Origin of the sequence: Promicromonospora sp. Marseille-Q5078, from assembly GCF_050315395.1 — a bacterium.
Lineage (GTDB): Bacteria > Actinomycetota > Actinomycetes > Actinomycetales > Cellulomonadaceae > Isoptericola.
In genome coordinates this window covers 3579151-3592169 of the sequence record NZ_JBNPQG010000001.1, presented here as the reverse complement: position 1 = coordinate 3592169, position 13019 = coordinate 3579151, and the positions used below count along the sequence as shown (strand labels likewise).

Annotated in this window: 12 protein-coding genes; 7 read left to right on the top strand and 5 right to left on the bottom strand. The window is 74.5% G+C overall.

Annotation, left to right across the window (positions count from 1 at the left end; translation table 11 throughout):
• Window positions 1-167: 167 nt before the first annotated feature.
• The 7 genes from ACQFYA_RS16555 to ACQFYA_RS16525 are packed head-to-tail and all read left to right on the top strand — an operon-like array spanning window position 168 to window position 7943.
• Window positions 168-1625, top strand: coding sequence for a glutamate-1-semialdehyde 2,1-aminomutase (locus tag ACQFYA_RS16555; RefSeq protein ID WP_499125972.1), 1458 nt, complete (start codon window positions 168-170; stop codon window positions 1623-1625).
• Window positions 1622-2524, top strand: coding sequence for a glycosyltransferase family protein (locus ACQFYA_RS16550; RefSeq protein ID WP_499125971.1), 903 nt, complete (start codon window positions 1622-1624; stop codon window positions 2522-2524). The genes ACQFYA_RS16555 and ACQFYA_RS16550 overlap by 4 nt, the downstream gene beginning before the upstream one ends.
• Window positions 2524-3183, top strand: coding sequence for a PIG-L deacetylase family protein (locus tag ACQFYA_RS16545; RefSeq protein WP_499125969.1), 660 nt, complete (start codon window positions 2524-2526; stop codon window positions 3181-3183). Before ACQFYA_RS16550 ends, ACQFYA_RS16545 begins: the two co-directional genes overlap by 1 nt.
• Window positions 3180-4391, top strand: a complete 1212-nt coding sequence (locus tag ACQFYA_RS16540) for a polysaccharide pyruvyl transferase family protein (protein ID WP_499125967.1) — start codon at window positions 3180-3182, stop codon at window positions 4389-4391. Before ACQFYA_RS16545 ends, ACQFYA_RS16540 begins: the two co-directional genes overlap by 4 nt.
• Window positions 4388-5305, top strand: a complete 918-nt coding sequence (locus ACQFYA_RS16535; RefSeq protein WP_499125965.1) for a glycosyltransferase family 2 protein — start codon at window positions 4388-4390, stop codon at window positions 5303-5305. The genes ACQFYA_RS16540 and ACQFYA_RS16535 overlap by 4 nt, the downstream gene beginning before the upstream one ends.
• Window positions 5302-6507, top strand: coding sequence for a polysaccharide pyruvyl transferase family protein (locus ACQFYA_RS16530; RefSeq protein WP_499125963.1), 1206 nt, complete (start codon window positions 5302-5304; stop codon window positions 6505-6507). Before ACQFYA_RS16535 ends, ACQFYA_RS16530 begins: the two co-directional genes overlap by 4 nt.
• Window positions 6504-7943, top strand: coding sequence for an apiosidase-like domain-containing protein (locus tag ACQFYA_RS16525; protein ID WP_499125962.1), 1440 nt, complete (start codon window positions 6504-6506; stop codon window positions 7941-7943). Before ACQFYA_RS16530 ends, ACQFYA_RS16525 begins: the two co-directional genes overlap by 4 nt.
• 42 nt (window positions 7944-7985) lie before the next feature.
• Here ACQFYA_RS16525 and ACQFYA_RS16520 read toward each other — a convergent pair whose 3' ends face one another.
• Genes ACQFYA_RS16520 through ACQFYA_RS16500 form a run of 5 tightly spaced genes read right to left on the bottom strand, consistent with a single transcriptional unit; the run spans window position 7986 to window position 12962 of the window.
• Complete coding sequence (locus ACQFYA_RS16520) at window positions 7986-8897, bottom strand: glycosyltransferase (protein WP_499125960.1); 912 nt, start codon at window positions 8895-8897, stop codon at window positions 7986-7988.
• Window positions 8897-9733, bottom strand: a complete 837-nt coding sequence (locus ACQFYA_RS16515) for an ABC transporter permease (protein ID WP_499125958.1) — start codon at window positions 9731-9733, stop codon at window positions 8897-8899. Before ACQFYA_RS16515 ends, ACQFYA_RS16520 begins: the two co-directional genes overlap by 1 nt.
• Window positions 9734-9738: 5 nt before the next feature.
• The gene (locus tag ACQFYA_RS16510) at window positions 9739-10962 is read right to left on the bottom strand and encodes an ABC transporter ATP-binding protein (RefSeq protein ID WP_499125956.1); all 1224 of its coding nucleotides are present in this window, start codon (window positions 10960-10962) and stop codon (window positions 9739-9741) included.
• Window positions 10963-10996: 34 nt separating this feature from the next.
• A complete protein-coding gene (locus tag ACQFYA_RS16505) occupies window positions 10997-12052 on the bottom strand; it encodes a glycosyltransferase family 2 protein (RefSeq protein WP_499125954.1) in 1056 nt (351 codons plus the stop codon).
• Window positions 12045-12962 carry a glycosyltransferase family protein gene (locus ACQFYA_RS16500; RefSeq protein WP_499125953.1) on the bottom strand — a complete coding sequence of 306 codons (918 nt, stop codon included), beginning with the start codon at window positions 12960-12962 and terminating at the stop codon, window positions 12045-12047. The genes ACQFYA_RS16505 and ACQFYA_RS16500 overlap by 8 nt, the downstream gene beginning before the upstream one ends.
• Window positions 12963-13019 lie beyond the last annotated feature (57 nt).

Here is a 13019-nt window from a genome sequence, read left to right as displayed (position 1 = left end):
GAACTCACGCTAGGTCGCCGAGGGCACCGAGGGGACCGCCCCGGGCGGATGAAATCCGGCTGTATCGCTGCGGTGGCCGGGTGAACTGGCGAGGAGCGTCTTCCGCCCGCCGCGCCCCGGTGCACAGACTGGCGACGGCCAGCAGGTCCGATACCAGGGAGCCTCAGATGACCCAGACCGCAGGCAGCAGAGAGAGCACCACCACGGCGGACGCGCCCGGCCGGTACGGCTTCGCGCGGTCGGCCGCGGCGCAGCGCCGGCTGCACGAGCTCGTGCCCGGCGGGGCCCACACCTACGCCCGCGGATCGGACCAGTACCCCGAGGGCATGGCGCCCGTGCTGGTGCGCGGCCAGGGCGCCCGGGTGCAGGACCTGGACGGCAACTGGTTCGTCGAGTACGGCATGGGGCTGCGCGCGGTGACGCTCGGGCACGGCTACCGGCCGGTCGTCGAGGCGGTGACGCGCGCCGCGTCGGACGGCGTGAACTTCTCCCGGCCCTCGGTCTGGGAGCTGCGCGCGGCCGAGCGGTTCCTCGAGCAGGTGCCCGGCGCCGAGATGGTCAAGTTCGCCAAGAACGGCTCGGACGTCACGACGGCGGCGGTCAAGCTCGCGCGCGTCGCGACGGGCCGCGACCTGGTCGCCGTCTGCAGCACCCAGCCGTTCTTCTCCACCGACGACTGGTTCATCACGACCACCGCGATGGGCGCCGGGATCCCGCAGGCGCACCGCGACCTCACCGTCGGGTTCCGCTACAACGACCTCGACTCCGTGCGCGCGATGCTCGACGCCCACCCCGGACGCGTCGCCGCGCTGATCCTCGAGCAGGCCACCGCGACCGCCGAGCCGGCGCCCGGGTTCCTCCAGGGCCTGCGCGACCTGGCCGACCGCGACGGGTTCGTGCTGATCTTCGACGAGATGATCACCGGGATGCGCTGGGCGGCCGGCGGGGCGCAGTCGGTGTACGGCGTCGTGCCCGACCTGTCCACGTGGGGCAAGGCGCTCGGCAACGGCTTCTCCGTCTCGGCGCTCGCGGGCCGCGCCGACCTCATGGAGGTCGGCGGCCTCAACACGGACGCCTCGCGCGCGTTCCTGCTGTCGACCACGCACGGGGCGGAGACGACCGGCCTGGCGGCCTACCTCGCCGTCGCCGACGCGTACGCCGAGCGCGACGTCGTCGGGGTCATGGAGGCGCAGGGCGAGAAGCTGCGCCGCGGCGTCGAGGACGCCGCGGCCGAGGCCGGGCTGTCCGACCGTGTGACGGTCATGGGCCGCGCGTCGTGCCTGGTGTTCGGCACGCGCGACACCGACGGCAACCCCTCCCAGGCGTTCCGCACCCTGTTCCTGCAGGAGCTGCTCGAGCGCGGGGTGCTGGCCCAGTCGTTCGTGATCTCGGCGGCGCACACCGACGCCGACGTCGAGGCGACCGTGGAGGCGGTGCGCGGCGCGCTCGCCGTCTACGGACGGGCCGTCGACGCCGGCACCACCGACGGCCTGCTGCGGGGGCGACCCGTGGCGCCGGCGATGCGCGAGCAGGCCGCGCCCCGGAGGCTCCCGGACGCCGGGCGCGACGAGGACGAGGGGGCCGGCAGCGTCGCCGGCCGTGTGACGACGGAGGTCGGGTCATGAAGGTCGTGCTGTTCTGCGGCGGGCTGGGGATGCGCATGCGCTCCGGCCCGGAGTCGCTGCCCAAGCCGATGATGTCGATCGGGTCCCGCCCGGTCCTGTGGCACATCATGAAGTACTACGCGCACTTCGGGCACACGGAGTTCATCCTGTGCCTCGGGTACGGCGCGACGGTCGTCAAGGACTACTTCCTGAACTACGCGGAGACCCACTCGAACGACTTCGTGCTCAGCAAGGGCGGGGACCAGGTCGAGTTGCTCTCGAGCGACATCAGCGAGTGGCGCATCACGTTCGTCGACACCGGGATCGACACGCCCATCGGCGAGCGGCTGCGGCGCGTGCGCCCGTACCTGGAGGACAACGACGTCTTCCTCGCGAACTACGGCGACGTGCTCACCGACGCGCCGATGGACGAGATCGTCGACGAGCTCGTCGCCACCGACGCGGTGGGCTCGCTCCTGGCGGTGCCGCCGCAGGACTCGTTCCACGTGGTGCGCTACGACGCCGACGGCACGATGCGCGACCTCGAGCCCGTGGCCGGCATGACCATGTGCATCAACGGCGGCTACTTCGTGCTGCGCCAGGGCATCTTCGACTACCTGGACGAGGGCGACGACCTCGTCATGAACGGCTGCGTGCGCGCGGCCCGCGACGGACGCTTCCGTGCCGTGGGCTACGACGGGTTCTGGGCTCCGATGGACACCCTGAAGGAGCGCAACATGCTCGAGGAGATGGACCGCCAGGGGCGCAGGCCGTGGGCCGTGTGGGAGCACGCCCCGGGCACGCTGCGCCCCCGCCGGGCGACGGACGCCACGCCGCCGCCGGACGCCACGACGCTGACGGGCTTCACGCCGCCGGACCGCGACCTCGCGCCGGCGCTGAGCGTGCCGGGCGCGAGCTGATGATCGGGCTCGTCCCGCCCCAGGGGCGCCTGCGGGTGCTGTGCGTCGCGGCGCACCCCGACGACGTCGAGATCGCCTGCGGCGGCACCCTCCTGGCGCTGGCGGCGCGCGGCGAGGTGCAGGTCGTGGTCGCGACGCTCACCGGCAGCCCCGAGCGGTGCGCCGAGGCCGAGGGGGCGGCCCAGGCCTTCAGCCCGGGCGCGACGAGCCGGTTCTGGTCGTTCCCCGACGGCCGCCTGCCGGAGCACTGGGGCGCGGTCAAGGACGCGCTCGAGGACCTGGCCCGCGAGCTGGAGCCGGACGGCAGGATCGACCTGGTGCTCGCGCCGAGCCCGCAGGACGCGCACCAGGACCACCGGCTCGTCGGGGAGCTGGTGCCGACGGTGTGGCGCGACTCCCTGGTGCTCGAGTACGAGATCCCGAAGTGGGACGGCGACCTGCGCCGCGTGACGACGTACGTGCCGGTGGGGCGGGACGACGCGCGCCGCAAGGTCGAGCTGCTGTCCAAGCACTACCCGTCCCAGACCGCCCGCGACTGGTGGGACGACGAGACGTTCCTCGGGCTGATGCGCCTGCGGGGGATGGAGTGCCGGTCGTCGTACGCCGAGGGCTTCACGGTGCGCAAGCAGCGGCTCGACCTGGCCGGCCCGGCGTCATGACGACCCGGGTGGCGCTGTTCGCGGAGCTGGGCGTCAGCAGCATCGGCAACGACGCGTCGGCCGCGCAGGTGATCCGGATGCTCGAGGCCGGCCCCGGCGCCGTGGAGGTGACCATCGTCAGCCGCGAGCCTGCCGGATCCCGGGAGGCGCTCGGGCGTCCGGCGACGAGCGCCCGGGCGCGGTGGGGCTATTCCGGTCCCGGCCACGACTCGGGCGTGGCCAAGGGCGTCCGGCTCGCCCTGGACCTCGTGCACCTGGTGCGGCTCGCGGGCCGGTTCGACGCCATCGTCGTCCCCGGCACCGGCGCACTGGAGGCGGGGCACGGCGGGCCCCCGCGGGGCACGCTCCTGTCGCTCCTGCTGGTCGGCCTGGCCGCCCGGTGCCGCGCCACGCCGTACGCGTGGCTCGGCGTCGGGGGCAGCCGGTACACGCGCAGCCTCACGCGGCGGGTGGTGCGTGCGGCGGCGACGACGGCGAACGTCCGTTCCTATCGCGACCCGCTCACGCGCGAGGCCGTCGGGTCGACCGGCGTCGACACCGCCCGCGACGTGCTGATCGACGACATCGTGACCGCACGGTCGGACGTGCCGCTCGCGGCATCCGACGCGAACCGCGGCGTCGTCGTCGTGAGCGTCATCGACGTGCCGTCCGCCGACGGCGCGGCCTGGGCCACCGACGCCGAGCGCGAGCGCTACCGCCGGGAGACGGGCCGCGTCGTCGCGGCGCTCGTGGACCGTGGCGAGCGGGTGCGCGTCGTCGTGTCCGACGCGGCCGACGTGGCGGTCGCGAGGCAGGTCGTCGGCGACGTCTCCGAGCACGTGGCCGAGGAGCGGACCTTCGGGAGCGTCGAGATCCGCACGCCGCGCGACTTCGAAGAGATGCTGCGGGAGCTCGCAGGTGTCCGGGCCGTCGTCGGCAGCCGCTTCCACCTCCTCGTCGGCGCGGCGCTGAACCGGATCCCGTTCGTCACCGTCGAGCACGCGGACAAGGTGCGGGTCCTGGCGGAAGCCGCCGGCGTGGGCGCCTACCGCCTCGACGCCCACAGCTTCCGGTCCGACGAGCTCGTCGAGGCGCTCGACGCCCTGGTCGACAAGCGCGACGCCCTGTCGCGGGACGTCGACGCGTGGGCCGACGGCGCGCGCGAACGGACGCTGCGCGGCTACGACGAGGTCCTGTCCAGGCTCGGTGCGCTGCGGGAGGCGTCGTGACAACTGTCCCACCGGTGACCATCGGGGTGCCCGTGCACGACGGCGAGCGCTACCTCCCGCAGGCGCTCGCAGCCCTCGAACGCCAGGACTTCGGCGACTTCGCCGTGGTCGTGGCGGACAACGCCTCGACGGACGGCACCCAGGAGATCGGGCGGGAGGTCGCCGCCCGCGACCCGCGGTTCACGTACGTGCGGCACGAGGTGAACATCGGCGGCGGCCACAACGCGGAGTGGCTGCTCGACCACGCACGCTCCCCGCTGTTCGCGTGGGCCTACCACGACGACCTGCGCGAGCCGGCGTGGCTGCGCCGCAGCGTCGAGGTGCTGGACGACGCGGGCCCGGCCGCCGTGTGCGCCGTGCCGCGCGTCGTGCTCGTCGACACCGCGGACCGGGAGGTCGGCGAGCACCACGACGGCGACGCCGCCCTCGCCGACGGCCTCGCCGGGCCGTCGCCGCACGTGCGGCTGGGGACGGTGCTGCGGCGGATGGTCGGGCAGGTCGGGTTCGGGCTGATGCGCACCACGGCGGCGCGCGCCGCGGGCGGCGTCAGGGTCTCGACGGCGGGCGAGATGGTGCTGCCGGCGGCGCTCGCCCTGGCCGGCCGCCTGGAGGTGGTGCCCGAGCGCGGGCTGCTGCGCATCCGCGCGCACGACGAGCGGCACGGCGGCGACCGGGACAGCGAGGCGGCCTGGGTGGACCCCAGCCGTCCCCGCACCGTGTTCCCGTACTCGCGTTCCACGTTCCTCCTGCTGCAGGCCGTGGGGGCCGCGCCGCTGGACACCGCCGAGCGCGTGCGGTGCGCGGGAACGGTGCTCGGGCGCTGGACCGTCCCCGGATGGCGCAGCATCGTCGGGGACCTCGCCCGCCTGCCCCGGGACGCCGGGCTCGTCGGCGCCCGCCGGAGGGTCGCGTGAGAACGGTGCGGCGGGTCGCGTTCTTCGGCGAGACGGGCATCGGCAACTACGGGAACGAGGCCTCGCTGGTCGCCGGGCTGCGGCTGCTCGACGGCACCGGCGCGCGGGCCCTGGCCGTGGCGCAGCTTCCCGCCGTCGTCGAGGCCACCTACGGCGTCGACGCGGTGGACATCAAGCACCCGAGCGCGCCGCGCCGCGGGGTCAAGGGCCTGCTCGGCCGGGTGGCCGACGTCGTGCACCTGGGCCGGACCGTGCGGTCCGTGGACGCCGTGGTCGTCCCGGGCACGGGCATCTTCGAGGGGCAGGGCGTGCGCCCGCGCGGGATCCCGTTCTCGCTGTGCTGGCTCGCCGCCTGGTCGCGCCTGCACCGCCGCCCGCTGCTGCTGCTGAGCGTGGGGGTCGACGACCTCGGGTCGCCGGGCGTGCGCCGGCTCTTCGCCTGGACGCTCTCCTGTGCGGACGTCGTCACCGTGCGCGACGAGGAGTCCGCCCAGGGCGTGGCAGGGCTGGGGGTGCGCCGCGAGGCGCCGGTCGTGCCCGACCTCGTGCTGCGCCGCGAGCCCGTCACCGCGGCACCGACCCCCGGCACCGCCAGGACCGACCCGCTGGTCGCCGTCGGCGTCATGGACTGGGGCGGCGCCGAGCGGGACGCCGACCGGGAGGTGTACACCGGCCGCAGCGTCGCGCTCGTGCGGGCGCTCCTCGACACGGGGGCGAGGGTGCGCGTGGTGACCGGCGAGGACCTGGACCTGCGCGTCGCCCGTGAGGTGGTGCGCCGCGTCCGCGCGGCCGACCCCGGGGCCGTCGTCGAGCTGAGCGAGGCCCGGACCGTGGAGGACGTCGCGCACGCGCTCGGGGGGTGCCACGCCCTGGTCGCCGCGCGCTACCACAACCTGGTCGCGGCGGTGAGCGAGGGCGTGCCGGTCGTCGGCACGGGGTACGGGCCCAAGCAGGCGTCGCTCGTGGCGCACTACGCGCCGGCCGGCAGGGGGCAGGACCGGGCGCACGACCGGGCGCACGACCGCGACACGTACGACACGGCGACCGTGGTCGCCCAGGTGCGCGAGATCCTGGCCGACCACGCCGCCGAGGCGGCGCACGTGCGGGAGGTCGCGGAGTCGGACCGCGCCGCCGTGGTCGCGCAGGAGGACCGGATGCGCGACCTGCTCGGCCTCCGCACGGCGCGTCGGGTCGCGTCGTGAGCCGGCGGGCCGTCCGGCGCGTCGTGGCGGTGCTCGTGGTGGCGGCCGTCGCCGTCGTCGCCGCCGTCGTGGGCTACCGGGCGCTGCGGCCGGGCACCCCCGAGCAGGACGGGTGGTACGAGCGCCCGCCGGCGGCGGACGCGCCCGTGCGCGCGGTCACCCCGTCGACGGCGTGGCCGGCGGCCGACGGCGACCCGGCGTTCGTCACGGCGATCGCGGACGGCGGCCGGTACTTCGTCGACCAGGACGGCGCGCCGATCCTCGTGCGCGGGGACGCGCCGTGGTCGCTCCTGGTGGACCTGAGCCCGGCCGAGGCCGAGACGTACCTGACCACCCGGTCGGAGCAGGGCTTCAACGCCCTCGTCGTGTCCCTGCTGGGCAACCCGGCGAACGGCGGCCCGTCGGCGGACGGCGCCACGGTGGACGGGCTGCTCCCGTTCACGGACGGCGACGTCACCCGCTGGAACGCGCCGTACTGGGACCGCGCGCACGCCACCCTGGAGCGCGCGGCGGACCTCGGCCTCACGGTGCTGCTCTACCCGGTGGACAGCTGGACGATCGACGAACCGTTCGGCTCGCCCGGCGTCGACGTCTGCCACGACTACGGGGCGATGGTCGGGGAGTGGGCCGCCGACCTGCCCCACGTGCTCTGGATGGCCGGCGGCGACTACACGCCCGAGCCCGCCGACGACGCGTGCCTCGAGGCCGTGCAGGAGGGGATCCGGTCCACGGGCGATGCCCGGCCGTTCTCCGCCCAGCTCATCACGGTGCGGTTCGCGGGCCAGGACCCGCACTGGGACCCGCTCGTCGACTGGGACTTCGTGTACAGCTACCAGCCCGTCTACGAGGCCGTGCGCGAGGCGTACGACACCGGGCCCGCGCGCCCCGCGCTGCTCGGCGAGTCGAACTACGAGGGTGAGAACAACATGGGCGACGAGCCCACCACCACCGAGACGCTGCGGCGCCAGGTGCTGTGGGCGATCACCTCCGGCTCGCCGGGGGAGGTGTACGGCACCGACGACTGGGAGTTCCTGCCCGGCTGGCAGGACCGGATGCGCTCCGCGGGCGCCGAGCAGGTGGCGCGGCTGCGTGACGTCGTCGCGTCGTTGCCCTGGTGGACGCTGGTGCCCGACGACGGCTCGCTGCTCACCGGCGGCGCGGGCGGGAACCCGGACGCCTTCGACCAGCTCGAGAGCGACCTCGCGACCGCCGCGGCGAGCCCCGACGGCGACCTCGCCCTCGTCTACGTGCCGACGCACCGCACGATCACGCTCGACGTCGGCCGGCTGGCGGAGGGGGCGCGGGCCTGGTGGGTGGACCCCACGACCGGGGAGCCCGCGCCCGCCACGCTCGCCGCGTCGATGACGACGCCGGGGGCGAACGCCGCCGGCGACCACGACTGGCTGCTCGTGCTCGGCACCCACCCGGTGGGCTGAGGACACCCCCGCCGGTCGAGCCTGTCGAGACCCGTCAGGTCGTCAGGGACGGCCGAGCCGGTGCCGCACCCGGCGGGTGGCCTCGCGCGCCGCGGCCCGGGCGTCGAGCCGTACGGCGCGACCGAGCATCCGCGCGGCCCCCAGGACCCGGCCGCGGCGCAGCCGGGCGAGGCCCTCGCCGACGGAGTCCGCGGCGTCGCGGGCGTCGAGCGCGGCAAGGTTCGCCCGCACGTCGGCGAGCACCCGCGGGTCTGGGTTGTTCTCGGCGCCCCACAGCTGCATGCCGATCATGCGGCGCGCCCAGTCATGTACCTGGGCCTTGTTGTCGTGGGTCGTGTTGGAACCGTGCCGGCGATAGAGCGTCAGCACCTCAGGAACGCCGACGAGACGCGAGTACTGCAGCAGCCGGAAGGTGAGGTCGGTGTCCTCCGCGTAGGCGAGTGCGGGGTTGAACCCGCCCACGCGCACCAGCTCGGTGCGCCGGTACACGAAGGAGACGAGGTTCGGGAACGGACAGCGGCCAGAGAGCAGGTCGCGTGCCGTCTCGTCCCGCGCGACGAAGTGGTGCCCGCGGTGGCCGCCGCCGGCGTCGATGGCGTCGATGGACGAGTAGGAGGCGCCGGCGCCGGGGTCGGCGTCGAGCGCGTCCACCAGCACCTGGAGCCGGTCGGGCAGCCAGACGTCGTCGTCGTCGAGGAACGTCACGTACTCGCCCCGCGCGAGCGCGACGCCGTGGTTCAGGGGGATCGACACGTCGTGGCCCGCCTCGCGCACCACGACGGCACCCGGTACGGCGGACACGACGTCCCGCACGCCCTCCGGGTCGGGCGAGGCGTTGTCCATGACGACCAGGTGCCAGTCGGTGAACGACTGGTCCTTGACGCTCTGCAGCGCCTCGGCGAGGTAGGGGGAGACACGGTTGGTCGACATGACCACGGTCACGCGGGCGGTCATCAGATCACGTCCGCGAACTCGCGCTCGCGCCGCTGGAACACCAGCAGCCCGCCCACCACGGCCACGGCCGAGACCCCGAGCAGGCCGGCGACCTGCCAGGCCGGCGGGCCGGGGGTGCCGAGCATGGCCCAGCGGAAGCACTCCATGAGCCAGGTCAGCGGGTTCGCCTCGAACCACCACGTCAGGCCCGCGGGGACGGCGTCCAGCGAGTAGGCCACCGGCGTCGCGTACATGAGCACCTGCACCAGCCAGGGGAGCACGTACTGGACATCACGGAACTTGACCATGATCGCGGACGCGGCGAGGCCGAGGCCGGACCCGAGCGCGAGGGCGCAGAGCGTCCACAGCGGCAGCCCGATCAGGGCCCAGCCGGGGTTGACGCCGTTGACCACGAGCAGCACCGCGAACAGCACGAGCGACACGGCGAAATCGAGCAGCACGGAGAGCATGGTCGACAGCGGCACCACGACGCGGGGGAAGAACACCTTGGACACCAGCGCCTGGTTGGCCACCAGCGACGGCGCGGCGCGGGTGAGCACGCCGGAGAACACGGTCCACGCCGCCGTGCCGGCGAAGGCGAACAGGAAGTAGGGCACGCCGCCCGTGGGCAGGCCCGCCACCCGGCCGAAGACGATCGCGAAGATCGCCGCCGTGACGAGCGGTTGCAGCACCACCCAGGCGACGCCGATCGCGGTCTGCCGGTAGCGCAGCACGATGTCGCGGACGCCGAAGCGGTAGAAGATCTCGCGCGCCTCCCACAGCTCGCGCCACCGGGGCACGTTGAGCCGCCCGGGCGGGGTGATGACGATCCTGGTCGCGGCTCTGGCCGTGCTCATGCCGGTCACCACGTCTCGTAGTCGAAGTCGCACAGGACGGCACCGAAGATGCCGTCCTCGATGACGACCTCCGGGTACGGGAGATGAGGCAGGACCTCGAACGTGGCGGCAGCCTGCCATTCGTCGAAGACGCCCGCCTGGCACAGGTACATGTCGACCGTGTAGGGCCCGGGCTCCAGCCAGAGGTCCTTGATCCGGACCTCGCCGCCGTGCGGTTCGGACGGGTCGAACCACTGGCCCACGAGTCGCGAGTCGGCCTGGGTGACGATGACGCCCCGATGGTTGCGGACGTGGCAGGTGACGAAGTACTTCCCGACGATCTCGGGGTTGGCGCCCACCTCGAACGTGATCACCGTGTCGTCGACCGGTTCGCGGATCTCGGGCGTCGTGACCCGGGTGAACCGGATCAGCCCGGTACCGGGCCGTCGTCGGACGTCTTCCTGGCTCTCGCGGAAGCTGTTGAAGCTCTCGCGGTAGGCGGCCATCGCGTCATCCACCGTCCCGTGGTGCACCAGGCGCCCGCGGTCGAGGAACATCGCGGAGCTGCACAGCGTCGTCACCGTCTGCATCTGGTGGCTCACGTAGAGCACGGCGCGGCCGTCCTTCGCGACGTCGCGCATCTTGTCCAGCGACTTGCGCTGGAACTCGGCGTCGCCCACCGCCAGCACCTCGTCGATCGCGAGGATCTCCGTCTCGAGGTGGGCCGCCACCGAGAAGGCCAGGCGCACGTACATGCCGGAGGAGTAGCGCTTGACCGGGGTGTCGAGGAACTTCTCGACGCCGGAGAACCGGACGATGTCGTCGAACCGGCGCCGGATCTCGCTGCGGCCCATGCCCAGGAGCGAGCCGTTGAGGTAGATGTTCTCGCGGCCGGTGAGCTCGGGGTGGAAGCCGGTGCCGACCTCGAGCAGGCTGCCCACCCGGCCGCCCAGCTCCACCCGGCCGGCGCTCGGCGCCGTGATCCGCGTGAGGATCTTCAGCAGCGTGCTCTTGCCGGCGCCGTTGCGCCCCACGATGCCGACGGCCTCGCCCCACGGGATGTCGAACGAGATGTCGTGCAGGGCGTCGAAGGTCTCGAACTCGCGCCGGTGGAACGGATGCCGGACGCGCGCGACGAGCGCCTCGGACAGCCGGTCGTGCGAGCGGCCGGAGGTGGCGATGCGATACGACTTCGCCAGGCCGCGGGTCGAGATCGCGGTGTCCGGCGGGCTGTCGGTGGTGCTGTTCATACGGGTCCCTCGCGACGGTAGGAGTGCGGTCACGCTAACCGCGCGGGGCGGGCGGGCCGAGGGGTGCAGGGGCCTTTTCACCCCGGTCGGGGCGGGATTCCACCCGGTCCTCCGGCGGCGCCGTGATCCGACCGCGCGGCGCCCAGGAGGCGGCGAGCGACTCGAGGGCGCGCGGGGCCCGGCCGGAGGCGCGCACGACGTGGGCGGCGAGGGCGGCGGCCACCACCACCGCGGCGCGCAGGCCCTCCCGCGGCCCGCGGTCGCGCCAGGTGCGCACCGGCTGCGGGAGCACCCGGTGGCGCAGCAGGCCGCGGCCGCTCACGCCGGCGTCGCGCCACCGGGTGGCGAACAGCAGGGCGTTGCGCGCGTAGTAGAAGGTGCCGAGGTAGGACGCCGGGCCGGTGAACGACGCCGAGACCCGGTGCCGGACCACGGCGTCCGGGTCGACGAGGAGCCGCACGCCACGCTGCCGCGCGCGCAGGCTCCAGTCCGAGTCCTCGAAGTCGAGGAAGTACCGGGCGTCGAAGCCCCCGACGAGGCACCACGTGGCGGCCGTGGCGCACACGCAGCAGCCGGTGAGCAGGTCGGCGCCGAACGGCTCGCCGGAGGCGAGCCCGGCGGCCGCCTCCGCCGCCGTCAGGTGGCGCGGGAGCCCGTCGACGTCGTCGAGCACGGCGCCGGCGAACCAGAGGTCGCCGTCACCCGCCCCGTCGGTGCCGTCACCGAGCCGCACGATCCGTGGGCTCGCGGCCACGGCACCCGTCGTCGCCAGGGCGGCCAGGCGGTCGAGCGCCCCGGGGTCCACGAGCGTGTCGTTGTTGAGGACGGTGAGCAGGTCGTAGCCCCGCTCGAGCCCCCACGCCAGCCCGCGGTTCATTCCGCCCGCGAAGCCGAGGTTGTCGCCCGTCTGGAGGGTCGCGACGTGCGGCCAGCGCTCGGCGACCGCCTCCAGGACGCCGTCCTCGGAACCGTTGTCGACCACGAGCACGTCCGTGGCCGGCGACCCGGCGACGAGCGAGCCGACGCAGCGGAGCGTGTCACGGCGGCCGTGCCAGGTGAGCACCACCACCAGCTGTCCCCGGTCAGGCACGAGGAGTCACCGCCCCGGCCGTCGGGTCTGCGGGGCGCACGCCGTGCCGCGCCGGGAGCACGTCGTCCTCCCGGACCGGGCGCAGGCGCGGCCAGACGGCGCCGAACAGCGGGTGCACGTCGCGCTGCACCCGCCACGCCACCGGGGACGGCCACCAGACGAGCCACAGGTACCGCCGCGCCGCGAAGTCGCGGGAGTGGCCCCACCCGCGCACCTTCGCGCGGACATGGCCCAGCGGCCGGGCCCACGAGTTGTGCACGATCGCGTCCTCGGGGCGGGCGGCGAGGACCCGCACCTCGCCCGGCTCGGCGGCCCGCCGGACCGCGGGCGACGTGGTGTCGCCGTGCACGAGCACCCGCAGGCGCCGGCCGTCGGTGCGGCGGGCGTTCGCGAGCCGGGTCCCACGGCGCACGGCGACCGGCCCGGGGTACTCGTACGCGGGCGTGCCGGCCGCCGTCGTGACCTCGAGGTAGCCGCGGCGCGTGCGCCGGTACAGCACGCGCATCGGCCACTCGACGGCGTCGCAGCCGTGCGCGTCCGCCGTGCGGAGCGCAGCCAGCAGCGCGTCCGGGTGGGGGAGCAGCTCGTCGCCGTCGAGCTGCAGCACCCAGTCGACGTCGGGGGAGAACGCGTCGAGCGCGGCCTGCCGCTGCGCGGTCTCGCCGCGCAGGGGGTCCTCGACGTCCCGCCAGGTGCCGGGCACCACGCGCAGCACGCCGCGGGAGTCGACCGTCCGGACCACCTCGAGGCACTCCCGGGCGGGCACCGGCCGGCCGTTCCAGCCCAGCCCGTCCTCGGGGTAGGGCACGACCAGCTCGTCCACGTGCGGGGAGTACGCGCGCAGCGTGTCCTCGAGCCAGGTCAGGTCCCCCGGCAGGACGTACGCGCCGAGCCTCGTCGTGGTGCTCACCCTGTCTCCCCACCTGTGCCCGGCGACCTCATACGGCGAGGCTAGGCGCGCACCGGC

Excerpts from the sequence above, each read along its gene's own strand:
- ACQFYA_RS16520 (WP_499125960.1), bottom strand. The coding sequence starts at position 8,897 with ATGACCGCCCGCGTGACCGTGGTCATGTCGACCAACCGTGTCTCCCCC.
- ACQFYA_RS16515 (WP_499125958.1), bottom strand. The coding sequence starts at position 9,733 with ATGAGCACGGCCAGAGCCGCGACCAGGATCGTCATCACCCCGCCCGGG.
- ACQFYA_RS16540 (WP_499125967.1), top strand. The coding sequence starts at position 3,180 with ATGACGACCCGGGTGGCGCTGTTCGCGGAGCTGGGCGTCAGCAGCATC.
- ACQFYA_RS16545 (WP_499125969.1), top strand. The coding sequence starts at position 2,524 with ATGATCGGGCTCGTCCCGCCCCAGGGGCGCCTGCGGGTGCTGTGCGTC.
- ACQFYA_RS16555 (WP_499125972.1), top strand. The coding sequence starts at position 168 with ATGACCCAGACCGCAGGCAGCAGAGAGAGCACCACCACGGCGGACGCG.
- ACQFYA_RS16550 (WP_499125971.1), top strand. The coding sequence starts at position 1,622 with ATGAAGGTCGTGCTGTTCTGCGGCGGGCTGGGGATGCGCATGCGCTCC.
- ACQFYA_RS16510 (WP_499125956.1), bottom strand. The coding sequence starts at position 10,962 with ATGAACAGCACCACCGACAGCCCGCCGGACACCGCGATCTCGACCCGC.